Source organism: Paraburkholderia sp. OAS925 (assembly GCF_040543975.1).
Classification (GTDB): domain Bacteria; phylum Pseudomonadota; class Gammaproteobacteria; order Burkholderiales; family Burkholderiaceae; genus Paraburkholderia; species Paraburkholderia graminis.
Genome location: NZ_JBEUNO010000001.1, coordinates 1,676,941 through 1,701,643, shown reverse-complemented (window position 1 = coordinate 1,701,643; position 24,703 = coordinate 1,676,941). Strand labels below are relative to the sequence as shown.

General features: G+C 62.8%; 19 protein-coding genes and 1 pseudogene. 9 read left to right on the top strand and 11 right to left on the bottom strand.

Annotation, left to right across the window (positions count from 1 at the left end; genetic code table 11):
* Positions 1-49 precede the first annotated feature (49 nt).
* From ABIE53_RS07430 to ABIE53_RS07405, 6 genes are all read right to left on the bottom strand, one after another.
* Positions 50-796, bottom strand: a complete 747-nt coding sequence (locus ABIE53_RS07430; protein WP_107710175.1) for a GntR family transcriptional regulator — start codon at positions 794-796, stop codon at positions 50-52.
* 115 nt (positions 797-911) lie between these two features.
* Positions 912-2,360 (bottom strand): purine-cytosine permease family protein, encoded by a 1,449-nt coding sequence (locus tag ABIE53_RS07425; RefSeq protein WP_192700175.1) that lies wholly within the window; start codon positions 2,358-2,360, stop codon positions 912-914.
* 9 nt (positions 2,361-2,369) lie between these two features.
* Positions 2,370-3,530, bottom strand: coding sequence for an acetylornithine deacetylase (gene argE / locus ABIE53_RS07420; RefSeq protein ID WP_107710179.1), 1,161 nt, complete (start codon positions 3,528-3,530; stop codon positions 2,370-2,372).
* Positions 3,523-4,200, bottom strand: a complete 678-nt coding sequence (locus ABIE53_RS07415; protein WP_107710181.1) for a DUF1028 domain-containing protein — start codon at positions 4,198-4,200, stop codon at positions 3,523-3,525. Before ABIE53_RS07415 ends, argE begins: the two co-directional genes overlap by 8 nt.
* 10 nt (positions 4,201-4,210) lie before the next feature.
* Positions 4,211-4,648 (bottom strand): RidA family protein, encoded by a 438-nt coding sequence (locus ABIE53_RS07410; RefSeq protein ID WP_006048278.1) that lies wholly within the window; start codon positions 4,646-4,648, stop codon positions 4,211-4,213.
* Positions 4,649-4,713: 65 nt separating this feature from the next.
* Complete coding sequence (locus tag ABIE53_RS07405; RefSeq protein ID WP_107710183.1) at positions 4,714-6,072, bottom strand: flavin-containing monooxygenase; 1,359 nt, start codon at positions 6,070-6,072, stop codon at positions 4,714-4,716.
* A 169-nt stretch (positions 6,073-6,241) separates the two neighbouring features.
* Between ABIE53_RS07405 and ABIE53_RS07400 the strand changes: the two genes are divergently transcribed.
* The 6 genes and pseudogenes from ABIE53_RS07400 (at position 6,242) to ABIE53_RS07375 (ending at position 12,961) form a co-directional block, all read left to right on the top strand.
* On the top strand, positions 6,242-7,168 hold the full coding sequence (locus tag ABIE53_RS07400) for a LysR family transcriptional regulator (RefSeq protein WP_029969870.1): 927 nt from the start codon (positions 6,242-6,244) through the stop codon (positions 7,166-7,168).
* Between the two features lie 183 nt (positions 7,169-7,351).
* On the top strand, positions 7,352-8,512 hold the full coding sequence (locus tag ABIE53_RS07395; protein WP_006048281.1) for an SRPBCC family protein: 1,161 nt from the start codon (positions 7,352-7,354) through the stop codon (positions 8,510-8,512).
* Between the two features lie 32 nt (positions 8,513-8,544).
* Positions 8,545-9,728, top strand: a pseudogene (locus ABIE53_RS07390) (ABC transporter ATP-binding protein).
* A 1-nt stretch (position 9,729) separates the two neighbouring features.
* A complete protein-coding gene (locus ABIE53_RS07385; protein WP_006048284.1) occupies positions 9,730-10,776 on the top strand; it encodes an ABC transporter substrate-binding protein in 1,047 nt (348 codons plus the stop codon).
* 42 nt (positions 10,777-10,818) lie between these two features.
* A complete protein-coding gene (locus tag ABIE53_RS07380; RefSeq protein WP_107710185.1) occupies positions 10,819-12,072 on the top strand; it encodes an ABC transporter permease in 1,254 nt (417 codons plus the stop codon).
* Between the two features lie 61 nt (positions 12,073-12,133).
* The gene (locus tag ABIE53_RS07375; RefSeq protein ID WP_006048286.1) at positions 12,134-12,961 is read left to right on the top strand and encodes an ABC transporter permease; all 828 of its coding nucleotides are present in this window, start codon (positions 12,134-12,136) and stop codon (positions 12,959-12,961) included.
* A gap of 59 nt (positions 12,962-13,020) precedes the next feature.
* Here ABIE53_RS07375 and ABIE53_RS07370 read toward each other — a convergent pair whose 3' ends face one another.
* On the bottom strand, positions 13,021-13,359 hold the full coding sequence (locus tag ABIE53_RS07370; protein ID WP_107710186.1) for a DUF4148 domain-containing protein: 339 nt from the start codon (positions 13,357-13,359) through the stop codon (positions 13,021-13,023).
* Between the two features lie 345 nt (positions 13,360-13,704).
* Here ABIE53_RS07370 and ABIE53_RS07365 point away from each other — a divergent pair, with 345 nt between their 5' ends.
* Genes ABIE53_RS07365 through ABIE53_RS07355 form a run of 3 tightly spaced genes read left to right on the top strand, consistent with a single transcriptional unit; the run spans position 13,705 to position 19,620 of the window.
* Positions 13,705-16,899, top strand: a complete 3,195-nt coding sequence (locus ABIE53_RS07365) for an efflux RND transporter permease subunit (protein ID WP_107710188.1) — start codon at positions 13,705-13,707, stop codon at positions 16,897-16,899.
* 9 nt (positions 16,900-16,908) lie between these two features.
* Complete coding sequence (locus tag ABIE53_RS07360; protein WP_107710190.1) at positions 16,909-18,150, top strand: efflux RND transporter periplasmic adaptor subunit; 1,242 nt, start codon at positions 16,909-16,911, stop codon at positions 18,148-18,150.
* A 15-nt stretch (positions 18,151-18,165) separates the two neighbouring features.
* Positions 18,166-19,620, top strand: coding sequence for an efflux transporter outer membrane subunit (locus tag ABIE53_RS07355; RefSeq protein ID WP_107710313.1), 1,455 nt, complete (start codon positions 18,166-18,168; stop codon positions 19,618-19,620).
* On the opposite strand, the gene ABIE53_RS07350 is transcribed toward ABIE53_RS07355, so the two are convergent.
* Genes ABIE53_RS07350 through ABIE53_RS07335 form a run of 4 tightly spaced genes read right to left on the bottom strand, consistent with a single transcriptional unit; the run spans position 19,595 to position 24,566 of the window.
* Complete coding sequence (locus ABIE53_RS07350) at positions 19,595-21,010, bottom strand: heavy metal sensor histidine kinase (protein WP_107710192.1); 1,416 nt, start codon at positions 21,008-21,010, stop codon at positions 19,595-19,597. The genes ABIE53_RS07355 and ABIE53_RS07350 overlap by 26 nt on opposite strands.
* Positions 21,010-21,687 (bottom strand): heavy metal response regulator transcription factor, encoded by a 678-nt coding sequence (locus ABIE53_RS07345; RefSeq protein WP_006048292.1) that lies wholly within the window; start codon positions 21,685-21,687, stop codon positions 21,010-21,012. Before ABIE53_RS07345 ends, ABIE53_RS07350 begins: the two co-directional genes overlap by 1 nt.
* Positions 21,688-21,733: 46 nt before the next feature.
* Positions 21,734-22,405: a response regulator transcription factor gene (locus ABIE53_RS07340; protein WP_006048293.1), complete on the bottom strand. Its 672-nt coding sequence runs from the start codon at positions 22,403-22,405 to the stop codon at positions 21,734-21,736.
* Positions 22,395-24,566 carry a sensor histidine kinase gene (locus ABIE53_RS07335; RefSeq protein ID WP_258196187.1) on the bottom strand — a complete coding sequence of 724 codons (2,172 nt, stop codon included), beginning with the start codon at positions 24,564-24,566 and terminating at the stop codon, positions 22,395-22,397. Before ABIE53_RS07335 ends, ABIE53_RS07340 begins: the two co-directional genes overlap by 11 nt.
* Positions 24,567-24,703: the final 137 nt, after the last annotated feature.

The window sequence follows — 24,703 nt, the reverse complement described above, 5'->3', positions numbered from 1 at the left end:
AAGGCTTCCGGCGAATCGGCGCTCAGTAGGTGATGACTAGGTGATGACCCTAGGTAGTGCGGCGCGACCTGGGTGGTGCATACGGAGCGCCGTGCGGCTCCATTGCGGTGCGCGCATGTTGCAGGCGTTCGGCGGTCAGGCCGCGCACTTCCGAGCGGCTGCCTTCTATATGACGGCCGACCAACGCGACGCTCTGCTCGGTCTCGCGATTGCGGATCGCGTCGAGAATCGCAATGTGTTCGTCGTAAGTTTCGTCGATGCAGTCGCCATAGACGAGATCGAGCCGCCGCATCACGCGGATGCGATCCGTCACGCGCTGCATCGCGGCGCTCAGTTCCGCGTTGTCGGCGGCGATCACAAGCGCCTGATGGAAGGCTTCGTCGAGCGCGACCATCTCGCGTCCGTCGCGGATACGCTGTGCACGGGGCACTTTCCAAGTTGCATCGAGCCGATCGAGCACTTGCTGCACGCTGCCCGACAACGACGAATCGGCGGCGACCAGCCGGCCCACCGCGAAGGTTTCGATCAGCTTGCGCATCTCGTACAGGTCTTCGAAGCGCTTGAGATCGATCGGTACGACTTCCCAGCCGCCACGCACATAGCCGCGCATGAGGCCGTCGCTTTGCAGACGCTGCAGCGCCTCGCGCGCGGGCGTGCGCGATACGCCGAAGCGTTCGGCGATGCTGCCTTCCGTGAGCCGGTCGCCCGGCAACAGACGCATCTCGAAGATATCGTCGCGCACGCTGTAGTAGACGTGATCAGCGCGCGATGAGGAAGAGCGGGTTGTGTCGTTCACGCACGGAGCCTGGAATTAACGGATCTTTTGGGCCCCGACTATCGTTCAGTGCGGAAAGATTCGTCAATAGAAAATAAAATCGGGCGCCGGCGTGATCGTCATGCTCCAGTAGATCTTACGAATCGGCTTTGGATACGCTCATCGTCGGCGCCGTTCGACGCACGACACTCGCGCCCGCCTGTCTGCGCCGATAGTGGCTGTCGCGCGAAGCGAGCCAATAATACAGCGGCGACGTCAGCAACAAACCGATTAGCCAGGACAGATCCGCGCCGTCCAGATACTTCGGCACCGGGCCCGCATACATCGGCGTATTCATGAACGGAATCTGCACGACGATGCCCACCGCGTACGCAATCAGCGCCTGCGGATTGAAGCGGCCGTAGATGCCGCCGTCCACCTGGAAGATCGACTGAATGTCGTATTTGCCCTTGTGAATGACATAGAAGTCGATCAGGTTGATTGCCGTCCACGGCACCAGCACCACCAGAAGCGCGAGCACGAGGTCGACCAGGTTGCCGACGAAGTTCGTCGAAGCGCCAATCGCGCCGTAGCAGCATGCAAGCAGAATCACAATGGACAACACCGCGCGCGCCTTCGCCGTGGGAACCCAGCGATAGGCAAACGTCTGCATCGACGTAATCGTAGCCAGCACGGCGCCGTACAGATTGAGTGCGTTGTGGCTGATCACGCTCAACAGGAACAGCACGAGCATCGGCAAGCCGAGCGGGCCGGTGGCCTGCTTGACCGCGTCCATTGCGTCGACGCCGGGCGGCACTGCGAGCACCGCCACCGCGCCGAATGCAAACGCGAGCGTCGAGCCGATCGTGCATCCGAGGTAGGTTGCCCAGAACGTCGACGCGACTCGCACGTTCGCCGGCAAATAGCGCGAATAGTCGGACACGTACGGAGCAAAAGCAATTTGCCAAAGAGCCGACAGCGACACAGTCGCGAGCCAGCCGGCGAAATTGAATCCGCCGCGAGTCAGAAAGTCGCCAGTGGAAATATGCGTGAAGATATAGCCGAAGCCGATAACAATGCCGACGCCGAGCACCCACGTTCCAATGCGGTTCAGGATATGAATGAACCGATAGCCGATGATTCCGATCAGCCCCGAACCCACCGCGCCAATCACAATGCCGATGGGCACCGGCACGCCGGCTTCAATGCCATGCAGGGACTTTCCGGCAAGCACGATATTGGATGCGAAGAAGCCGACGTACATCACACCTGCAATCACAGTGACGAGCAGCGCGCCCCATGAACCGAATTGCGCGCGGCTCTGGATCATCTGCGGAATGCCCATTTGCGGACCTTGCGCGGAATGCAGCGCCATCAGCACGCCGCCCACCGCCTGGCCGACGATAATCGCCACGATGCCCCACACCAGGTTCAAGTGGAATATCTGCACGCCGAGCGCGCCGGTCACGATCGGCAACGGAGCAATGTTGCCGCCGAACCATAGCGTGAAGAGATCGCGCACCTTGCCATGACGTTCTTCAGGCGGCACATAACCAATGGTGTGCTTTTCAATCAACGGTGATGCGTTCGCTTGCGAAGTATTCAAGTTTGTCTCCTAAGCGGCGGAAAGATGGTCCGCGAGGCGGGTCAACATTGCGTCGCAGGCGCTCAGTTGCTCGCTCGTGATGAATTCATCGGGCTTGTGTCCCTGGTCCATGCTGCCGGGTCCGCAGACCACGGTCGGGATGCCCGCCTCGTCGAAAAGTCCGCCTTCGGTGCCGAACGCGACCGTGCCGAATTCGTTCGATCCGCTAATCAATGCGAGAAGACGCGCCGCTTCGCTATCGGGCGAAGTAGCGAGGCCCGGATAAGCGGACAGCGAATGAAAGCGGATGTCCGCGTCTGACTTCACGGCACGCATTTTCGGCAGCAGTTCGCCTTCGGCGTAGGTCTGCAATTCGTCGGCTACCTGGTGAGCATTGAAGCCCGGCAGCGCGCGCACTTCGAAATCGAATTCGCACTCCGCCGGCACGATGTTCAGCGCGCGGCCGCCTTTGATCACGCCTGTCTGCACGGTTGAAAACGGCGGATCGAAGCGCTCGTCGTGATGCTCGGGCTGCGCCAGTTGTTCGCCAATTTCCTCGAGACGGCCGATCATGCGCGCCGCGTACTGAATGGCATTGACGCCGTAGGGCGCATACGCCGAATGGCACGGCGCGCCCTTCACATGGCAGCGCATTGCGAGCTTGCCTTTATGGCCGAGCACGGGCTTGAGTTCCGTTGGCTCGCCGATCAAACACAAGGCCGGCTTCGGCGTACGCCGCTGGAGTTCCGCGAGCATCGGCCGCACGCCGAGGCATCCGACTTCCTCGTCGTACGAAAAGGCGAGGTGTACGGGCAGCGTCAATTTGCGTTCGAGAAACGTAGGCACTGCCGCCAGTACCGACGCGATAAAACCCTTCATGTCGGCCGTGCCGCGACCATACAGCCGTCCATCGCGCTCGGTGAGACGGAAGGCATCCACGGTCCACGCCTGGCCTTCCACGGGTACCACGTCAGTGTGGCCGGACAGCACGATGCCGCCTCGCTCGCGCGGTCCGATGGTCGCGAACAGATTGGCCTTGGTGCGCTCGGCGTTGTAGAAAAGCTCGCTTTCGACGCCGAGTTCAGCGAGGTATTGTCGAACGAACTCGATCATGTCCAGATTCGATTCGCGGCTGACCGTGTCAAAGCCGATCAACTCGGCGAGCAGCGCGCGGCTGGATCTGTCATTCATTGCCGGGCACTCCGTAGCTCGGCGCGGCGGTCGGGTTCAACGCCCGCATCAGGTAGTCCTGCATTTGCGGCCGATATGCGCGCCACAAACCGTCGAGTTGACCGATAGGATCGTCGTCGGCCCAATCGACCCGCAAGTCGACCATCGGCCAGCTCACGTCGCCCACTATCTTGAGCGCCGCCGAATGCACGGGCCCCGCCTCGCCGCCGGCGGCCATCGCCGCATGCATCGCGGCGAGCAATCTGTCGGCAAGCGCGCCGGAGGTCTGCTCGAACGCCGGGACCATCGCCTCGATCACGTGGACGCCGGCGAGCATGTTGCCCGCGGCGACGCATTGCATTCCCGCGACGGCGTGATACGTGCCCAACGCTTCCTTGCCGCTGAAGAATGCGACGCGGCCCTGGCTATCGACCACCGTCACCTGCCGGTATTCGCTCCACTCGCTCGCGCCGAGCGCGCGGTCGAGCGCGGCGGCGGGATCGAATTGTCCGCTCGCGAGAAGATCGAGAACCTGCGGGCCAAGCGCGGGCAGCGTGACGTTCTGCGTCGCCACCGCGCCGACGCCGGCCCGCACCCACGGGCAGCGCGCGCCTACCGCGATGCTCGAAGAACTGATCGCGATACCGAGTTGCCCCGTTTGCTGACAACGTCCGACAATAGAGAATGTCATGTCCCGCTCCTTACGCTTGCGGCCGCGTCCATCCATCCGGAATCACGGCGATGACGTCGATTTCCATCAGCCATTGCGGTTGCCCCAACGCGACCACGACGAGGCCTGTCGAAATGGGAAACACGCCTTTGAGCCACTTCCCGACTTCCTGATAAACCGGCTCGCGATAGCGGACGTCGGTTAGATACGTCGTCGTCTTGACGACGTGAGAGAGATCGCTGCCGGCTTCTTCCAGCAATTGCTTGAGGTTCTTCATCGCCTGCTCGGCTTGCGCGCGCGGATCGCCGAGTCCGACGAGGCGCCCTTCGAAATCCGTGCCGACCTGGCCGCGCACATAGACGGTGTTGCCGGCGCGCACAGCCTGGCAAAGATCGTTATCGAGCGTCTGGTTCGGATACGTGTCCTTCGTGTTGAACATGCGGATACGGGTATGCGTCGGTTGGCTCATCAATGCACCTTTGAATGCTGGAAATGCAGGGAGAAATGGATCGCGGGTCGGCGTTGGCGTAGCGATCAGCTCACGCCGATCTCGCTGACTTTATGAACGCGTGAAGCGGCGGATGCATCGTTCGAACTATCCGCATCATCCGCGTTGCTGATCGAAGCCTGAGGTTGCGGCCCATCGTAATACGCCAGATATTTGCGCTGCGTGGCGATGTGATCGGCGATGTGCTTCGCGTCGTGCCACACGCCCCAGATAAACGCCGAGCCGCGGCGCGACAACCACGGCAAGCCGAGAAAATAGATGCCCGGCTCTTTCGATACGCCGCGCTGATGCGTCGGCTTACCCTTTTCATCGAACGCGTTGACCTTCAGCCAGTTGAAGTCCACTGCATAGCCGGTCGCCCACACAATCGACGTGACGCCCGCTTCAGCCAGAGCCAGATCGTGCAGCGGATGCGTGACGCACTCCGGGTCGGCGGGAATGATGCGCGCCTCCGGTTCTTGCGGAAGATCGAGACCGTTGCGCTGGGCGTACGCGTCGGCGGCGTCAAGCAGCGACAGATAGTTTTCGTCGCCACGTCTGATGTTTGCTGCGAGATCGTCTTCGAAGGTCACGACGCCGTCGTTGAACGACTTCGTCAGACCAACCAGTGTGACGCCCTGATGCGCGAGACGCCGGAAGTCGACGGTATGACCGCCGCGCGATCCGCTCACCGCAATCGTGACGTGTTCCCGGCCGGGCTTCATCACTTCGGCGTCCCATTCGCCGAGCACGCCCAGCCACCAGCAGAAGTCGCGGCCGCGATAGGCGCGCGGCGGACGATCATGCGCGCCGACCGACAAATAGACGCGCCGGCCCGCACGCTGCAATTCGTCCGCGATCTGCACGCCCGACGATCCCGCGCCCACCACCAGCACGCCGCCTTCAGGCAATTGCGCGGGATTGCGATAGTCGGCGGAATGAATCTGCGTGAGCGCGGCGTCTTGCGGCGCAATCGGCGGAATGACGGGGCGCTGAAACGGACCCGTGGCGACCACCACGCGGTTGGCCTGAATGATTCCGTCCGACGTTTCCACGGTGAAGCCAGGCCGCCCCGCATTGCGCACGACCTGCTTCACTTCCACGCCGGTGCGGATCGGCGCGTCGAACTTTTTTGCATATGCAACGAAATAGTCCGCGACCTGCTCCTTGCCCGCGAACGCGTCGGGGTCGACGTCGGCGAACTCCATATTAGGGAAACGATCGTGCCACGCGGGACCGTTGGCAACCAGCGAATCCCAGCGTCCTGTGCGCCAGCGCTCGGCGATACGCGCACGTTCAAGCACGAGGTGCGGCACGCCGAGCTTGCTCAGATGTTCGCTCATCGCGACGCCGGCCTGGCCGGCGCCGACCACCAGCGTATCGATTGACGTTGTTTCCACTGTCATGACTGTGTCCTTCTGAAGAGGCGGAAATACTTTCGTGAAAATCTACTCGCCGGATCAGAATCTGAAAAACATATTAAAAAAATGCAGCGCATCGGTTTTCCCTATGCAGCACTTTTTGACGACCTCACAATTGGACGATTGAGAACCTTGAAGAGAGGGAGCGTTGTCGATGGAGAGTCACCCGTTGCGCTACTCATTGCGCCAGTTGCGCTACTTCGTCGTCACGGCGGAAGCGCTGTCTTTCACGGCGGCCGCGAAGCGTCTGCACATCTCGCAGCCGTCGATCTCGACGGCGCTCGCGGACCTGGAAGTGTCGTTCGGCGTGCAACTTTTCATACGGCATCACGCGAGCGGTTTGTCGCTCACGCAAGCGGGGCGCGACCTGCTCGGGCAAGCGCGCAATCTTCTGAAGATCGCGGAAGAACTGCAAACCACCGCGAAGGAAATGGACGGCGGCATGACCGGCGCCATCGCGCTCGGCTGTCTCGTGTCGCTTGCGCCGCCGCTCATGCCGGGGCTTATCAGCCGCTTTACCGGCGAGCATGCGGGCATTTCGTTTCGCACGGTGGAGGCGCATCAGGACGGGCTCTTGCGGGGACTGCACGACGGTTCGCTCGATATCGCCCTCACCTATAGCCTGGATCTGACTGAAGACATCGCCTTCACGCCGCTGCTCTCGCTGCCGCCTTACGCGATCCTGCCGCGGACGCATCGTCTTGCACGCGCACGCAAGGTGTCGCTCGCCGACCTGCTGCCCGAGCCTTATGTGATGCTCGATCTGCCGCACAGCCGCGAGTATTTCGCCGCACTGTTCGACGCGGTGGGCAGCCGCCCGGTGCCCGCGTTCCGCTCGTCGCAGCCGGAAGTGGTGCGCGGCATGGTGGCCAACGGTCTCGGCTATAGCCTGCTCAACTTTCCGCTCAAATCGAATCGCACCGTGGATGGCGAAGAGTTTGTCATCAAGCGCTTCAAGGACAACGTCAACGCAACCATGCTCGGCATCGCGCAATCGCGCACGATGAAGCCGCGCCAGGTCGTGCATCGCTTCGCATCGTTCTGCGAAAACTACATTCGCCGGCTGCACATCGACGCATGATTTGAAGCATGCAATCGCCGCCTTCCAGTACGGCGCGCGCTGCATAGTCAAAACCTTTGCTTTGTATCTGAAAACAATATTTCGGCTTCTAAATTGGCTTGATAGATTGGTGTCCATGTCGAGCGCCACACCGCGAGAACCCGCACCGGCGCGCTCTTATCGTGACAAACCGAGGGGAACACCATGACCGACCCGGCAACGACGATCGCAGTGCAAGCGCTGGTCGACGACCTGCAAGCGGGTTGCGAAAGGCCCTTCGGCGATGCGCATTCGATGCCGCCCGGCGTCTACACGTCGCCCGAATTTCTGGCGCTTGAAGAGCGCGCGATCTTCCAGCGCGAATGGCAATGCGTCGGCCGCGCGAGTTCGCTCAAAGCGCCAGGCGATTACCTGACGGCGCGTCTTGGCGCACAACCTGTCGTCGTATTGCGCGACGATCAGATGCAGCTCAAGGCGATGTCGAATGTGTGCCTGCACCGCATGTCGGTGCTGCTCGAAGGACGCGGCAACGTGCGCCGAATCGTCTGCCCTTATCACGCGTGGAATTATTCGCTCGACGGCGCGCTGCAAGGCGCACCGCTAATGGACCGGCAACAGGGCTTCTGCAAGGAGAGCTACCGGCTTCCGTCCGTGCGTTGCGAGGAATGGCAAGGCTGGCTCTATGTAACGCTCGATGCCAACGCGCCGCCCGTGCACACGCAACTCGCCGGCCTGAACGAGCTGATCGGCGCATACGGCATGTCGGACTACATCGAAACCTTCCATGAAGAGCACGTGTGGGACACGAATTGGAAGATTCTCGCGGAAAACTTCATGGAGAGTTATCACCTGCCGATGCTGCATCGCGCGACGGTGGGTCCGCATTCGCGGCTGGACGAAATGGAGTGCCCGCCCGGCAGTCCCGCTTTCAACTATCACTGGATCACGAAGGAAGCGTCCTTACCCATCGGCAATGCGCATCCGGACAACACGCGTCTCACCGGACATTGGCGCAAGACGACGGCGCTGCTCGCGATCTACCCGACGCACCTCGTCACGCTGACGCCCGGTTACTTCTGGTATCTCGTGCTGCAACCGCAAGGCGTGGGGCGCGTGCACATCCGTTTCGGCGGCGGCCTCGCGCCGGAGTTCATCGCGGACCCTGAAGCGAACGCCCACATGAGCACGCTGAAAAAACTGCTCGACGAAGTGAATGCGGAAGATAAACGCGGCGTCGAAGCGGTCTTTCGCGGCGTGCATGCGCCGCTCGCGAAGCCGGGCCACCTGAGCCATCTCGAGCGCCCCAACTATGACTTCGCGCGCTACCTCGCCGGCCGGATCGCCGCGGCGAAGCTCGCACCTTGATGACGACGCAACAAAGACAGGACGCGATCACGATGTCAAACCCTTCCTTCATCTCGCTCTCGCGCGTGAGCAAAACGTATGACGGCGTTCAGCTTGTCGTGGACGACCTGAATCTCGACGTGAGCAAGGGAGAATTCGTGTCGCTGCTCGGGCCTTCGGGGTCGGGCAAGACGACCACGCTGATGATGCTGGCGGGCTTCGAGTCGCCCACTCACGGCGAGATTCGTCTCGACGGCCGCCGGCTCGACGACAAGCCGCCGCATCAACGCGACATCGGCATGGTGTTTCAGAACTACGCGCTGTTTCCGCATCTGACGATTGCGGAGAACGTCGCATTTCCGCTTTCCGTGCGGCACGTAGGCCGCGCCGAGCAGAAGGCGCGTGTGAAGCGTGCGCTCGAGATGATCGAATTGCCGCATCTGGCGAACCGTCGTCCGGCGCAGCTTTCCGGCGGGCAGCAGCAGCGCGTCGCGCTGGCACGCGCACTCGTGTTCGAGCCGAGCGTGGTGCTGATGGACGAGCCGCTCGGCGCACTCGACAAGCGCCTGCGCGAGACCATGCAATACGAAATCATGCGGCTGCATCGCGAGCTGTCGCTCACGATCGTCTACGTGACGCACGATCAGGCCGAGGCGCTGACCATGTCCGACCGCGTCGCCGTGTTCTCCGATGGACGCATCCAGCAGGCCGCCACACCGAGCGAACTGTACGAGAACGCGCAGAACGCATTCGTCGCCAACTTCGTCGGCGAGAACAATGGCTTGACCGGGCGCGTCGTGAATGCGCACGAAGGCTGGGCCACGCTTGCGCTGTCGAACGGCAGCATGATTCGCGGCCGTTGCGAAAACGGCCTGCACGCCGGCGACGAAGCGATGCTCGCGCTGCGCCCCGAACGCGCGCATATTCCGGGCGCCGAAGGCACGCAGCCGACCGAACATGACAACGTCGTGCGCGCGCGCGTCGACGAACTGGTGTATTGCGGCGATCACCATCGCGTACATCTGACGCTCGGCTCGCGCGATTCGATCGTCGTGAAAGTGCCCAATACGCAGCGTCACGCGTTGCCGACACCCGGCAGCGAGATCGACGTCGCCTGGCGCCATGACGACTGCAAGATTCTCGCGATGAGCGCGCGCGCAGCAGCGCGCCGGCGATTCACGTATCCACACCGCCCTCCCCTTCCATCATCACGACCGCACCAGCAGGAGCCAACTGACATGCGCACTATCATCAAAGCACAATGCGCCGCACTCGCCGTACTCGCATTCGCCACCGTGACCACGCAGGCAGCGGAGACGCTCTCTGTCGTGACCTTCGGCGGCGCGTACGAAGCAGCGGCGAAGAAGGCCTATTTCGAGCCGTTCACGCAGGCGACGGGCGTCGGCTTCTCGACCGAATCGTATGACGGCGGTCTCGCGAAACTCTCCGCGATGGAACAGGCGAAGAACACCACGTGGGACCTGATCGACCTCGAAACCAACGACGCGATCACCGCCTGCGACGAAGGCCTGCTGCAGAAGTTCGACAAGAAGACGATCGGCAAGACGAGCGACTTCATCCCCGGCTCGATCAGCGATTGCGCGGTCGCGAGCATGGTCTGGTCCACGGTCTATGCGTACGACGCGAGCAAGATGAAGACCGCGCCGAGCACCGTCAACGACTTCTTCGATCTGCAGAAATTCCCGGGCAAGCGCGGCCTGCGCAAGTCGCCGAAGGTATCGATGGAATGGGCGTTGATCGCGGACGGCGTCGCGCCGAAAGATGTGTACAAGGTGCTGGCCACGCCCGCGGGCGTCGACCGTGCGTTCAAGAAGCTCGACACGATCAAGAAGAACATTGTGTGGTGGGAGTCGGGCGCGCAGGCGCCGCAGTTGCTCGCGGACGGCGCGGTCGTGATGACGCAGGCCTACAACGGCCGCATTTCCGATGCCGCGCAGAAGGACAACAAGCCCTTCAAGACCGTGTGGGACGCGCAGGTTTACGACTTCGACTGGTGGGGCGTTCCGACCGGCGCGAAGCATGCGGATCTGGCGGCAAAGTTCATCGCGTCGGCTTCGCAGCCGAAGGCCTATGCGGACCTGTCGAAGTACATCGCGTATGCGCCGCCGCGCAAGGACGCGATCGCGCTCGTCGACAAGCAGCGTCTTGCCGATCTGCCGACCGCGCCCGATAACTTCAAGCGCGCATTGCAGATCAACGCGAACTTCTGGGCCGACAACGCCGACCAGATCAACAAGCGCTTCCAGGTGTGGCTGACGCAGTAACACCATCGCATCGTCCGACGAGAGCCCAACGTGACCACCAGCATGCCCACTGCCGCCCGAGCCACGGCCCCCGGCTCTCCGACGAAAGGCGACGGCCGCGCGTCGTTTAACAACGCGCGCCGCCGCGCATCCATGCAGGCGCTGCTGCTTGCGTTGCCGCTGCTCGTCTTTCTGCTGTCGACGTTCATCGCGCCGATCACGCTGCTGCTGGCACGCAGCGTTCAGAATCGCGAAGTGCCCGACAGCATGCCCGCGCTCACGCGTGCGCTGAATGCGTGGGACGGTAACGGCGTGCCCGACGAACACATGTTCGCTCTACTCGCTGCGGGGCTCGCCGAGGCGCGGCAAAGCGGACAGATCGGCACCGTCGCGCGGCGGCTGAACTTCTCGATGCCCGAGTTTCGCAGCCTGTTGATGCGCACCGCCCGGCAACTGCCAACGGACGCCCCGCCCGCGTGGAAGCCCGCGCTCGTCGAACTCGACGAACGCTGGAATTCGCCGGAGACGTGGCGTTTGCTGAAGCGAGCCGCCGCGTCGCCGACGCCCGACTATCTGCTCGCCGCCGTCGATGCGCAGGTGACGCCGCAAGGCGCCGTCGCGTTCGTGCCGGACAATGCGTCCGTCTATCGGGCGGCGTTCGTGCGAACGGTTTCGATCAGCGCGACGGTCACGCTGCTATGTCTCGTGCTCGGTTATCCGGTCGCGTGGCTGCTCGCGAATCTGCCCGAGAAAAGCAGCAACCGGCTGATGCTGTTCGTGATCGTGCCGTTCTGGACTTCGCTGCTTGTGCGCACGACCGCGTGGTATGTGTTGCTCCAACCGGGCGGCGTGATCAATAGCCTGGTGATGAGTCTCGGGCTCGCGACGCATCCGTTGCCGCTCATCTTCAACCGCACAGGCGTGCTGATCGGCATGACGCATGTGCTGCTGCCTTACCTCATTCTCGCGATTTACTCCGTGATGAAGGGCGTGTCGCCGGTGTATATGCGCGCGGCGCAATCGCTCGGCGCGCATCCGTTCACCGCGTTCATGCGGATCTATGTGCCGCAGACGCTGCCTGGCGTCGGCGCCGGCTGCTTCCTCGTGTTCGTGCTTGCGCTCGGCTACTACATCACGCCGGCGCTGCTCGGCGGCGCGGGCGACGAAATGATCAGTCAGCTCATCGCGATGCAGACCAACACGCAGTTGAACTGGGGCCTTGCCGGTGCGCTGTCGGCCTATCTCGTGATCTTCACGGCGATCTTTTATTTCCTGTTCAACCGCATTGTCGGTATCGACCGCCTGCGCTTCGGTTGAGTCGATGAGTCGAACAATCGACGACTCGATCGAAAAAACAGGCACACGACGAAGGAACGACATGCAAGATCAACGCAACAAGATGCTGACCGAACGCATCGCCGCGCGCTGGGTACGGGTGCATACCGCGCTCGTGCTGCTCTTTCTCGTCGCGCCGATTCTCGCGATCATTCCGCTCTCGTTCAATTCCGGTTCGTACTTCTCGTATCCGATGCAGGGCTTCTCGCTGCGCTGGTACGAGCAGGCGCTGACAAGCCCGGACTGGCAGCGGGCGCTGCTTAACAGCATCGGCATCGGCGCGGCTTCCACGCTGATTGCCACCTGTCTCGGCACGCTCGCGGCGCTCGGTCTTTCGCGCGCGCAGTTTCCACTGCGCTCGCTGATCATGCCGCTCATCATCTCGCCGATGATCGTGCCTATCGTGGTTGTCGCCGCCGGCTTCTATCTGATCTTCGCGCCGCTCGGCCTGGTGAATTCATATCCAGGTGTGGTGCTCGCGCATGCGGCGCTCGGCACGCCATTCGTCGTGATCACGGTGACCGCCTCATTGCTTTCGTTCGATCACAGCCTGTTGCGCGCGGCTTCCGGGCTCGGCGCGCGCCCCTGGGTCGCGTTCAGACGCGTGACCTTGCCGCTCATCACGCCGGCCGTTGCGACCGGCAGCGTGTTCGCTTTCGCGACCTCGTTCGATGAAGTGATCGTCATTCTGTTCATCGGCGGCCCGGATCAAACGACGGTGCCCCGGCGCATGTGGAGCGGCATTCGCGATTCCATCGACCCGTCGATTCTCGCGGTCGCGACCATGCTGATCGTGTTCGCCGTGCTGCTGCTCGCGAGTATCGGCTGGTTGCGCGGGCGTCATGCCGCGGCCGGCGAAGGGCTCTCTTGATGCAGCTTTCCTTTTCAGCATGACACGCGATACCGCAGCCCCGCTGCGCCCCGCCGCCATCAATGGCCGAAGAAGATCGACTTGCCGTTGCCCGATGAATGGTCCGATGACGCGCGCGTGGTCGTCGCGCCCGACTGCGACGAGCCCTCCATTGCAACGCCGCCCTTCGACGTCATGCTGAGCGCCGAATCCGCTGCGGCCACTTTCGCATCGGCAGCCTGAATGTCGGCGGGATACGACGCATCAGAAGCGACCGGCTGGTAGCCTGCCTGTTCGACACGCGTGAGATCGGCCCGCACTTCGGCGCGTGTGACGGGACCATTGGTGGTTTGCGCAAATGCAAGAGCGGGTGCGGCCAATGCGCAGGAGACGAGGACAGCGTTCAAAAGTGCTTTCATGATGGTTCACCTATCGTTGAGTAGCGGCTGCGTTCACGATAAACGGAGCCTTTGAAACCTTCACCGCTAGTCGTGAAGGAGTGGTTGCATTCTGCGCAACCGCTGCTGACTCAATGGTGACTCCCGCATTACATGCTTGTCATCTTTAGCCCTTTATCGGGTTCATACGGTTATCCCAACGCCGATCCATTCGTTACGGCGCTCTCATCTGCATAGATGACGGACTTGTAATGTGTCCGTCACTCGCGAGTAAGTGCCTGCCCGGCACACTGCCTCCCATTACGAAGCCCCGTTTGCGTCGCTTTCGCACAGGGCATTCCGACCGCCATCGTCCAGGAAAACGTTATGTGGATTGTCAGACTCGCGCTGCAGCGGCCGTACACCTTCATTGTTCTGGCCGTGCTGCTATTTATACTCGGGCCACTTGCGATCATTCGCACGCCCACGGACATCTTTCCGAACATCGACATTCCCGTCGTCAGCATTGTCTGGTCGTATAACGGCTTCTCCGCCGAAGACATGGCGCGTCGCATCACGTCGAACTACGAGCGCGCGCTGACTTCCGACGTGGACGACATCGAGCACATCGAATCGCAGTCGTTGAACGGCGTGTCGGTCGTGAAGATCTTCTTTCACCCTGGCGCCGACATCAATCGCGCGATCGCGGAAGCAGCGTCGAACTCGGCGTCGATTCTGCGCGTGCTGCCGCCCGGCACGTTGCCGCCGAACATCATCACGTACAACGCATCGACGGTGCCAGTGCTGCAGCTTGGCCTTTCCAGCGATACGCTGCCAGAGCAGTCTCTTTATGACCTCGGCAACAGTTTCATCCGCACACAACTCGCCACGGTTCAGGGCGCCGCGGTGCCGCTGCCATTCGGCGGCAAGATTCGCCAGATCATGGTCGAACTCGATCCGCGAGCGCTACAGGCAAAAGGACTCGCACCGATCGACGTGGTCAACGCAGTCAACGCGCAGAACCTGATACTGCCGGGCGGCACAGCGAAGATCGGCTCGCGCGAATATAACGTCGAGATGAACGGCAGCACCGACACGGTCGCGAAGCTCAACGATCTGCCGATCAAGACGGTAAAAGGCGGCGTCGTGTATGTGCGCGACGTCGCGCATGTGATCGACGGCTATGCGCCGCAAACCAACATGGTGCGCAGCGACGGCAAGCGTGCCGCCTTGCTGCAAGTCGAAAAAACCGGAAGCGCGTCGACGCTGACGATCATCCAGCAGGTCAAGGCCATGCTGCCCAGGATCGCCGCGGGTCTGCCGAAGGCCTTGAACATCGTGCCGCTGTCCGATCAGTCGGTATTCGTGAAGGCCGCGATTTCCGGCGTTGTGCGCGAAGGTCTGATCGCCGCGTGTCTCACAGCCGCGATGATCCTGCTGTTTCTCGGCAGTTGGCGCGCGACGCTCATCATCGCCGTGTCGATTCCGCTCGCGGTATTGACGTCGCTGATCGCACTGGCCGCGCTCGGGCAAACCATCAACATCATGACGCTCGGCGGACTCGCGCTCGCGGTCGGCATTCTCGTCGACGACGCGACCGTCGCGATCGAAAACATCACGCATCACCTTGAAAAGGGCGCGCCGCTGCATGACGCGATTCTGAACGGCTCCGGCGAAATCGCGGTGCCCACGTTCGTGTCGACGCTGTCGATCTGCATCGTATTCGTGCCGATGTTTCTGTTATCCGGTGTCGCCCGTTACCTGTTCGTGCCGATGGCCGAGGCCGTCGTCTTCGCGATGTGCGCGTCGTACTTTTTTTCGCGCACGCTGATCCCGACGCTCGCCATGTATCTGATGCGCGCGCCTTCGAAAGCGGGTGACTCCGCGCAGCGCCGCAAGAACGTGTTTGCCGGCTTCCAGGCGCGCTTCGAGCAGCGCTTCGAAGCGCTGCGCAATCGCTATCGCTCCGTGCTGCAACGCGCGATCACAAACCGCCGCCGCTTTCTGCCGATTTATCTCGCGCTCTGTCTCGCTTCGCTCGCGCTGATTCCGTTCGCGGGACGTGACTTTTTCCCCGCTGTCGATACCGGAGAAATCCGTCTGCATCTGCGTGCGCCGACAGGCACGCGCATCGAGGAAACCGCGCGCCTGACCGATGAGGTCGAAGCAAAGATTCGAACCGTGATTCCGCAGTCGCAGCAGGCTGCCGTGCTCGACAACATCGGCGTGCCGGTGAGCGGCATCAACCTGACGTACGACTCGTCGGACCCGATCGGCTCCGAAGACGCGGACATCATGGTCACGCTGAAGCCGGATCACAAACCCACCGCGCAATATGTCGCGCAACTGCGCGACGTACTGAACACGGCTTTTCCCGGCGTGACATTCGCGTTCCTGCCCGCCGACATCGTCAGCCAGATTCTGAACTTCGGTTTGCCCGCGCCGATCGACGTGCAGATTGTCGGCAACAAGCTCGCGGCGAATCGTGTCGTCGCCGACCATCTGTTGGCGCAACTGCGCGGCGTGCGCGGACTCGTCGACGCGCGTATCCAGCAGCCCGGCGACGCGCCGGCCATCAACGTCGACGTGGATCGCACGAAGGCGATGCAGGCGGGCCTCACGCAGCGCGATGTCGCGCAGAACCTGTTGATCGCGCTGTCCGGCAGTTCGCAGACCACGCCGAACTTCTGGCTCGACCCGAAGAACGGCGTCAGCTATCCGCTGCTGGCCGAAGTGCCGCAATACGACATTCATTCGCTGCAAACGCTGTCGAACATTCCGTTGACGACGAATCAGCTCGGCGTCGATCCGCAAAATCAGCTCGGCACGCTCGGCACGATGTCGCGCGGCTCGCAACAGGCCGTCGTCTCGCACTACAACGTGCAACCGGTGCTGGACATTTTCGCGTCGACGCAAGGACGTGATCTCGGCGGCGTCGCTGCGGACGTCACGAAGCTCGTCGATGAAGCGCGCGCGCAATTGCCGCCCGGCTCGTCCATCGTGATCCGCGGCCAGGTGCAGTCGATGAACGAATCGTTCGCGGGCCTCGGCGCAGGGCTCGTGTTCGCGATCGCGCTCGTTTATCTGCTGATGGTCGTGAACTTTCAGTCGTGGCTCGATCCGTTGATCATCATCAGCGGTCTGCCTGGCTCGCTGGCCGGCATTGCATGGATGCTGTTCGCGACGCACACGACCTTGAACGTACCCGCGCTGACAGGAACCATTCTTTGTATCGGCATCGCGACGGCGAACAGCATTCTGGTGATCAACACCGCGCGCGAGTCGTTGCAAAACGGCATGGAGCCGCTTGCGGCCGCGCTCGATGCGGGCTTCAACCGCTTTCGTCCTGTGTTGATGACGGCGCTCGCGATGCTGATCGGCATGCTGCCGATGGCGCTCGGTCTCGGCGACGGCGGCGAACAGAACGCGCCGCTCGGACGTGCGGTGATCGGCGGCCTCGCGATCGGCACGCTGTCCACGCTCATGTTCGTTCCCGTCGTGTTCGGGATGGTGCATGCGTGGCTCGCCAAGCGCCGCGCGCACCGTGCCGCCGATGCGTCGCTGACACCACACGCTCAATAAGGAACCGCCATGACTACGTCCGATCTGCCGCCGACGCCCGATGCGGCCACGCGCACCAACGCCCTGCCCGTTTCGCGCGCCGCTGCGAATAACGAAGCCGTGAAGCGCCGTCGCTTGATATTGCCCGTTGCGCTCGCCGCAGTCGCCGCCGCATTGCTGGCACTCGGCATCGTGCCGCGTTTGCATGCAAGCACCGCGCTCACCGAGCAGGTCTACGCGCAGCGCGAAGTGCCCGTCGAAACAGTCGCGCCGACGCGCGCACCGGCATCGCAGGAACTGTTGTTGCCGGGTTCCGTGACGCCGTACGCCGACGCGTCGATCTATGCACGCACGAGCGGCTACGTCCAGCACTGGTACGCGGACATTGGCACGAAAGTCAAAGCCGGGCAGACGCTCGCAGACATCCAGACGCCGGAACTCGACGCGCAACTAAAACAGGCGCGCGCCGACGAAGCCACGGCAAAAGCAAATTACGCGTTCGCGAACAGCACCGCTCAGCGCTGGCAAACGATGCTGAAAACGCAGTCCGTTTCGCAGCAGGACACCGATGCGAAGACGAGCGATAGCGAAGCCAAACTCGCTGCGTTGCAATCCGCGCAGGCGAACGTCGCACGGCTCACCGAACTGGTGTCGTATGAAAAAGTCACCGCGCCGTTCGACGGCGTGGTCACCGTACGCAACGTCGATGTGGGCGCATTGGTGACGTCGGGCGGATCGCCGGGGCTCGCGGGGATGCCTGGCGAACTCTTTCATATCGAACAGACCGACCGCCTGCGTATCTTCGTCAACGTGCCGCAGGACGACGCGAGCAGCATCTCAACGGGCACGCTGCTTTATCTGACGACGCAGCAATATCCCGGACGCCGCTTTGCAGCTACCGTCGCGCGCTCGGCCAATGCGATCGATCCCGTGAGCCGCACGCTGCGTGTCGAAGTCGATGTCGACAATCACGACGGCGCGTTATTGCCAGGTGCGTATGCGCAGGTGCATCTCGCGTTGCAGACCGCGCATCCCGCGCTCGAACTGCCCGTCAGCGCATTGCTGTTCAGGCCCGACGGCGTGACCGTCGCGGTGATCGGCAAGAGCAATACGGTGCAGCTCAAGACGGTAACGATCGGCCGCGATTTCGGCACCTATGTGGAAATCGCTACGGGCGTCGAAGCAACGGATCGCGTGATCAACAATCCCGGCGACGCCATCAGCAACGGTGAAGCGGTACGCGTCGTGGCATCCGCTGCGCTCCACGGCTAAGCGAGGCGCATGACCATGCTCAACGTACCCGTCGCATCCATTCGCAGGAACCTTGCAATCGGCGTTGCGTGCGCGCTGACTGCGTGCTCGACGCTGCCTTCTTATACGCATCCCTCTGTCGATGTGCCCGATCACTATGCAGGCACGGCCGCGCCCGGCTGGGCTGTCGCGGCTCCGGCCGATGCACAGCCGCGCGGCCCCTGGTGGACGCTCTTCAACGACGACGAATTGAACCGTCTCGAAGCCCGCGTCGATGTGTCCAATCAGACCGTGGCCAAGGCAGTGGCGCAGTTGCAGGCAGCGCGCGCGATGATCGACTATCAACGCGCAGGCTACGCGCCGACGATCACCGCCGGCGCCGCACAATCGCGCGCGCGTTTGTCGCAGAACGTCCTCGGCCATTCGCTCGCGGGCAAGACGGTGCCCGATTATTCGGTGGGCGTGTCGGCGAGCTGGGAGCCGGACCTGTTCGGCCGCGTGAAAGATGCGACCGTCAACGCACGCGACAATGCGCAGGCAAGCGAGGCCGATCTGGAATCGGTGCGCCTCTCCATCGCAAGCGATCTCGCGCTCGACTACTTCGATCTGCGCTCGCTCGACCGGCAAAAGAAACTGCTGGACGATTCCGTCACGGCGTACACCGCTGCATTGAAGATCGTGCAGCAGCAGTTGAACGACGGAGCCATCGATGCCTCCGCCGTCGCGCAAGCTCAGACCCAACTCGAAAGCACGCGCACGATGGACAGCGATATCGACGTGCAACGCGCGCAGTTGCAACACGCGATTGCGACGCTGATCGGCGTGCCCGCTTCGTCGTTCGCGCTGCCGCAACAGGTGCGCGACATCGCGCTGCCGCAGATCCCCGCGGGACTGCCGTCGCAATTGCTCGAACGCAGACCCGACATCGCCGCCGCCGAGCGGCGCGTCGCAGCGGCCAATGCGCAGATCGGCGAGGCGCATGCGGCCTTTTATCCGGACCTGACGCTTTCGGCCACCGCGGGACTCGAAAGCACGTTCTTCGCACCGTGGCTCACCGCGCCGAGCCTCTTCTGGTCGATCGGCTCGCAACTCGCCGGCACGCTATTCGACGGCGGCCGCCGCAATGCCGCGCTCAAAGGCGCGAACGCACAGTACGACGGCGCGGTCGCCGATTACCGTCAAACGGTGCTGGTTGCGTTTCAGCAAGTGGAGGACAACCTCTCGGCGCTGACCACGCTCGCCAGTGAAGCGGATAGCGAGCAGCGTGCGACATCAGCGGCGGAACTCGCGCTGAAGCTCACGACGAACCGTTATCAGGCGGGCGCCGTCAGCTATCTCGATGTCGTCACGGCGCAGACCATCGCGCTCACCAACGAGCGCACGGCCGAGCAGATCGACGCGCGCCGCGTCGATGCGAGCGTGCAGTTGCTGAAGGCGCTAGGCGGCGGCTGGGATCGCGCGACGCTTACCGATGCGCAAAGGTCAGAATGAAGCGCGTGCTCTGTGCGTCGCTTTCGGCGTGCGCCGAGCCGCCATGTAACTCCATGATCGTGCGCACGATGGCGAGCCCGAGTCCCGTCGAACCCGTCGACTCGGGATCGCTCTTGCGCGAAGGATCGACGCGATAGAAGCGGTCGAAGATGCGTTCGAGCAACGAAGGGTCGAGCGGCGCACCCTGATTGGCGACGGTCACGCGCAAGCCGTGCGGCGTACCCTGCGCGCCGAGTGTGATCGTGCCGTCACGCGGCGTATAGCGGATCGCGTTCGCGAGCAGATTGCTGACCGCGCGGCGGAACAGCTCGGCATCGGCGTGAACGCGGCCGCCGCCCGTCACTTGCAGATGCACGCCGGCATCGTCGGCGACGCCTTCGAAGTATTCGGCGATGCGCGCGAGTTCCTTCGCGGCATCCAGTTCGCTCAACGTCGTAACGAACTGCGGATGCTCGGCGCGCGCGAGAAACAGCACGCTTTCGATCATGCGCGAAATCCGCTCGCATTCCTCGAGATTCGATGCGAGCAGCGACTGATATTCGTCGGCGGAGCGCGGACGTGCGAGCGCGACTTCGGTCGAGCCGCGCAGATTGCCGAGCGGCGTGCGCAGATCGTGAGCGAGATCGGCCGTGTATTGCGACATGCGTTGAAAGCCGCCATGCAGCCGGTCGAGCATCGCGTTCACCGAGACCACCAGCGTGGCGAGTTCGCTCGGTACGTTATCGACTTTTATGCGCGTGTCGAGCTTGTCGACGGTGATCGTCGCGGCCTTGCCCGCCATTTCGCGCAAAGGCTTCAGCGACTCGCGCACCAGCATCCAGCTCATCAGGAACGCGAGCAGCATGCCGGCCAGGCCCGCGCCATAAAGACGCTCGCGATAGTAATCGAGCAGACGCCAGCGGTCCGTCATATCGCGCGCGATGACCAGCGTGACGGGCGTGCCGTCGCCCAGCACCGCATCCGCTGCGAGCCCGCGCACAGGCACGCCGCGCGCGTTGTGCCATTCCACGATGTTGGTCTCAGCGATACGCTGTGACGCACCAAGCGGATTCGCCAGGGTCGGCGACGGCACGGCCGGATCGGCGATGCCCGCCGTGTTGTGCTCGAACACGAGCTTGCGGTCGGGGCCGCGCACTTCCATCGACATGGCGAGATTGCCCAGCACCTGGCTCGTCAGCCGGTCTTCATGGGCGCGCAAATCGGCAAGCGTCGCGATTTCCTGCGCGAGACGCCGGGTATGGCGCGCGATCAGCACGATGTCGAGATCGTCCTGCTGCTTGACCTCGCGGTCGAGCGCGAAATACAACACGCTGCCGACCAGCGCAAACACCATCAACGTCGTTCCGGCGAAGGCAAGCGCAAGCGTGGTGGTCAGCGAGCGCGCCGCCATCAATCGGTCTCTTTCAATTCGATCACGTAGCCGACGCCGCGCACCGTTTGTATCAGCTTGACCGGGAAGTCGTCGTCGATCTTCGCACGCAGCCGGCGAATCGCCACTTCGACTACGTTCGTGTCGCTGTCGAAGTTCATGTCCCACACATACGACGCGATCTGCGTGCGGCTCAGCACTTCGCCCTGACGGCGCGCGAGCAGTTGCAGCAGCGAGAATTCACGCGGCGTCAGATCGATGCGCGTGTTGCCGCGGCGCACGCGCCGACGGTTCACGTCGATTTCCAGATCGCCCACTTTCAGCAGTTCGCTTTCGCGCGGCGGGCCGCGTCGCGCCAGTGTGCGCACGCGTGCGAGCAGTTCGACGAACGCGAACGGCTTGACGAGATAGTCGTCGCCGCCGAGTTCGAGACCGCGCACGCGGTCGCTCACGTCGTCGCGCGCGGTGAGGAACAGCACCGGCGTGGTGCGCGTGGCGCGCAGGACTTTCAGCACGGCCCAGCCGTCCATGGTCGGCAGCATCACGTCGAGCACGATCACGTCGTAGTCCTGCTCCTGCGCGAGCAGCAGACCATCGGCGCCGTCGTTGGCGACGTCGACGGAATAGCCCGATTCTTCAAGGCCCTTTTTCAGGTAGGCGCCCGTTTTCGGTTCGTCTTCGATAATCAGTATTCGCATGACAGCCTCCGGCGCTTTAACGCACTTCAACGCACTTGGACGCGCTTTAACCGCGCTGAATGCGCGGTGGCGTAGTCGTGCCTTGTGGCGGTTTGACGCCGAGCGCTTCGGCCTTCAGCACGAAATCGGCAAGCGAGCGCGACTCCATCTTCTTCATCGCCTGACCGCGGTGAATCTTGACGGTGATCTCACTCAGGTTCATTTCGGCGGCAATCTGCTTGTTCATCAGGCCGCTCGCGACGAAGGCCATCACTTCGCGCTCGCGCGGCGTGAGCGATGCGTAGCGGCGGCGCAGGTCCGCGACCGAGCGGTCCGCTTCGCGCCGTTCCTCGTCCTTGCCGAGCGCACTCGCCACGGCGTCCAGCATGTCCTGATCGCGAAACGGCTTGGCGAGAAAGTCCATTGCGCCGGCCTTCATTGCCTTGACCGACATCGCGATATCGCCGTGCGCGGTCATGAAGATAATCGGCACGCGCAATTCGCCCGCGGCAATCTGTTCCTGCACGGCGAGGCCGCTTTGCCCTTTGAGCCGTACATCGAGAATCAGACAGCTCGGCACGTCCGGTCTCGGGAACGCAAGGAATTCCTGCGCGGACGCGAACAGTTCAACGCGCAAGCCGACGGAGCGCAGCAACATGCTGACGGCTTCGCGCATCGACGCGTCGTCGTCGACGACATAAACCATCGCGCTAGTCGCGTTGACCGGTTCAGTGCTCATTGCGCTTTGCCTCATCGAGCGGCAGAACGAACTGCATCACGGCACCCTTTCCCCCTTGAGATTCCGCCCAGATCCGGCCGCCGTGCGCCTCGACAATCGAGCGGCAGATCGACAGTCCCATTCCCATGCCTTCCGCCTTCGTCGTGAAAAATGCGTTGAAAAGCCTCCCGGCGTTCTCTTCGCTGATGCCCGTGCCGGAGTCTTCCACGACCACCAATGCGTGCCGCGCGTCGAAAGAGCGCGTGCGAATCCGCAATTCCCGCGGCCGGGCCGTGATGCCCGACATGGCCTGCACGCCGTTCATCACGAGGTTGATCACGACCTGCTGCAACTGCACGCGGTCGGCGCACACCGACGGCGCGGGACTCGCGTAATCGGCATCCACTTCGACGCGGTGCGCATCCAGTTCACGCCGCACGAGTTCGATGGATTCTCTCACTATAGCGTTCAGATCGAGTACCGCGTGGCTCGGATCGCGCTTTTGCGCCATCGACCGTATCTGGCGGATCACATCGCTCGCGCGCCGCGCGTCGTGAATCATCTGGTTAATCGACTGGCCGACTTCCTTCAGATCGGGCTGCGGACGGTTCAGCCAGCGCAGCGCGGCGTCGCCGCACGTGGCGATCGCCGCAAGCGGCTGCGTGACCTCGTGCGCGATCGACGCGGCCAGTTCGCCGAGCATCGTCACACGCGTGACGTGCGCGAGTTCGGCCGTCGAGCGGTCGAGCGCTTCCTGCGCCGCCCGCCGTTCGGTCACGTCCATCAGCGCGCCGACGTATTCGGGATTCGCCGATTGCGGTGCGGCGAGACGCGCGACGTAGTGCACATGTTTGACGCTTCCATCGGGCATCGCGAGGCGATGTTCGAGATCAATCAACGGCACGCCCGCGAGACTCTGCTGATAAGCCTGCCTCATCAGCGCGATGTCTTCCGGATGCGCGCGCGCGAGGATCAATTGGAAGCTGGGCGCGACGTCTTTCGAATAGTCGAAGATTCGATACGTTTCGTCGGACCACCACATCTCGCCGCCGGGCAGTTTCGTCGCGATGCTGCCGGTGCGGCTCAAACGCTGCGCGTCGGACAGAAACGCCTCGCTGCGCGCGAGCGCCTGCTCGGCCTGTTTGCGTTCTTCGATATCGGTGTTCACGCCATACCAGCGCAAAATCTTGCCGGCGCTATCGCGCAGCGGTTCCGCGCCGATATGCATCCACCGGTAGACGCCATCGCTGTGCCGGATGCGCGACACGCTTTCGAACGGCGCGCCCGTTGCAATGGCTTCGTGCCAGGCGTGCTGCATCGCGCCGCAGTCGTCGGGATGAACGATCGAGCGCCAGATGTCGCCGTCGTTCTCCACGCACGTCACGCCCAGTTCGTTCCAGCGACGGTTGATGAAGACGAGCCGCCCATCGCTCGACGAACTCCAGACCATGCCTGGAATCGCGTCGATGGTCGCGCGCAATTCGTCCTTCTGGCGCCGCAACTCGCCTTCCATCTGCTTGCGGACGGTAATGTCGTTGTTGGTGGCGAGCACGGCGCGCGGCTTGCCTTTCGCATCGCGCCACAGCGCCCAGCGGCTCGAAATGACGACCGTTGTGCCGTCATTGCGCACATGCTGCAGTTCGCCTTGCCAGCGCCCGGAACGCAACAACTCGCGGCGAATTTCGTCGAGCGAGACCGACGAGCGCGTTTGCGTCAGCTCATGCACCGGCTGACCGATCGCCTGTTGCGTAGTCCATCCATAGAGTTGTTCCGCGCCCTGATTCCAGAACGTGATCAGATCGTTCATGTCGTACACGACAATCGCGTCATGCGTCAGATCGAGTAACTGCAACTGCTCCTGCAGCGTCGCCGTGCTCTTCTGATTGCGCAGCGCGAGCACCGACGCCGTCGCGATCGCGAGCAGGCTCACGAGACAGCGCGCGACCGGGCCGCCCGAGTAGTGCTCGTCGTGGGACATTGCAAAGGCGATCACCGTGAGCGCCACGCAACCCCATGACGTGAGAATCGCAGCGGGCCGCGAACTCGTCGACGCGACGAGCAACACCACGACCACGTACAGCACGGCGATCGCAATATCGAGTGGCGTGAATGCGTCGATCAGGAATACGACGAGCGCGACTGCCGCCGCGAGAACGTACAGCACGCGTGGGTCATGCCGCATCGGTTCGTCGGCGCGTGAGCGGAATATCATGTCGGCGATTGAGCGCGCCGCGCGAGAAGGAGGGAGACGAAACGAGGCGATGCAGGCATAGGCATTCGAGGTAAACGTTCGTTGACGAGTACCGGGGACCCTGTCTC

Coding starts and splice junctions, on each gene's coding strand:
- ABIE53_RS07360 (WP_107710190.1), top strand. CDS start 16,909: ATGACTACGTCCGATCTGCCGCCGACGCCCGATGCGGCCACGCGCACC.
- ABIE53_RS07355 (WP_107710313.1), top strand. CDS start 18,166: ATGCTCAACGTACCCGTCGCATCCATTCGCAGGAACCTTGCAATCGGC.
- ABIE53_RS07405 (WP_107710183.1), bottom strand. CDS start 6,072: ATGACAGTGGAAACAACGTCAATCGATACGCTGGTGGTCGGCGCCGGC.
- ABIE53_RS07350 (WP_107710192.1), bottom strand. CDS start 21,010: ATGGCGGCGCGCTCGCTGACCACCACGCTTGCGCTTGCCTTCGCCGGA.
- ABIE53_RS07345 (WP_006048292.1), bottom strand. CDS start 21,687: ATGCGAATACTGATTATCGAAGACGAACCGAAAACGGGCGCCTACCTG.
- argE (WP_107710179.1), bottom strand. CDS start 3,530: ATGAATGACAGATCCAGCCGCGCGCTGCTCGCCGAGTTGATCGGCTTT.
- ABIE53_RS07365 (WP_107710188.1), top strand. CDS start 13,705: ATGTGGATTGTCAGACTCGCGCTGCAGCGGCCGTACACCTTCATTGTT.
- ABIE53_RS07340 (WP_006048293.1), bottom strand. CDS start 22,405: ATGAGCACTGAACCGGTCAACGCGACTAGCGCGATGGTTTATGTCGTC.
- ABIE53_RS07415 (WP_107710181.1), bottom strand. CDS start 4,200: ATGACATTCTCTATTGTCGGACGTTGTCAGCAAACGGGGCAACTCGGT.
- ABIE53_RS07410 (WP_006048278.1), bottom strand. CDS start 4,648: ATGAGCCAACCGACGCATACCCGTATCCGCATGTTCAACACGAAGGAC.
- ABIE53_RS07395 (WP_006048281.1), top strand. CDS start 7,352: ATGACCGACCCGGCAACGACGATCGCAGTGCAAGCGCTGGTCGACGAC.
- ABIE53_RS07375 (WP_006048286.1), top strand. CDS start 12,134: ATGCAAGATCAACGCAACAAGATGCTGACCGAACGCATCGCCGCGCGC.
- ABIE53_RS07380 (WP_107710185.1), top strand. CDS start 10,819: ATGCCCACTGCCGCCCGAGCCACGGCCCCCGGCTCTCCGACGAAAGGC.
- ABIE53_RS07370 (WP_107710186.1), bottom strand. CDS start 13,359: ATGAAAGCACTTTTGAACGCTGTCCTCGTCTCCTGCGCATTGGCCGCA.
- ABIE53_RS07400 (WP_029969870.1), top strand. CDS start 6,242: ATGGAGAGTCACCCGTTGCGCTACTCATTGCGCCAGTTGCGCTACTTC.
- ABIE53_RS07385 (WP_006048284.1), top strand. CDS start 9,730: ATGCGCACTATCATCAAAGCACAATGCGCCGCACTCGCCGTACTCGCA.
- ABIE53_RS07335 (WP_258196187.1), bottom strand. CDS start 24,566: ATGCGGCATGACCCACGCGTGCTGTACGTTCTCGCGGCGGCAGTCGCG.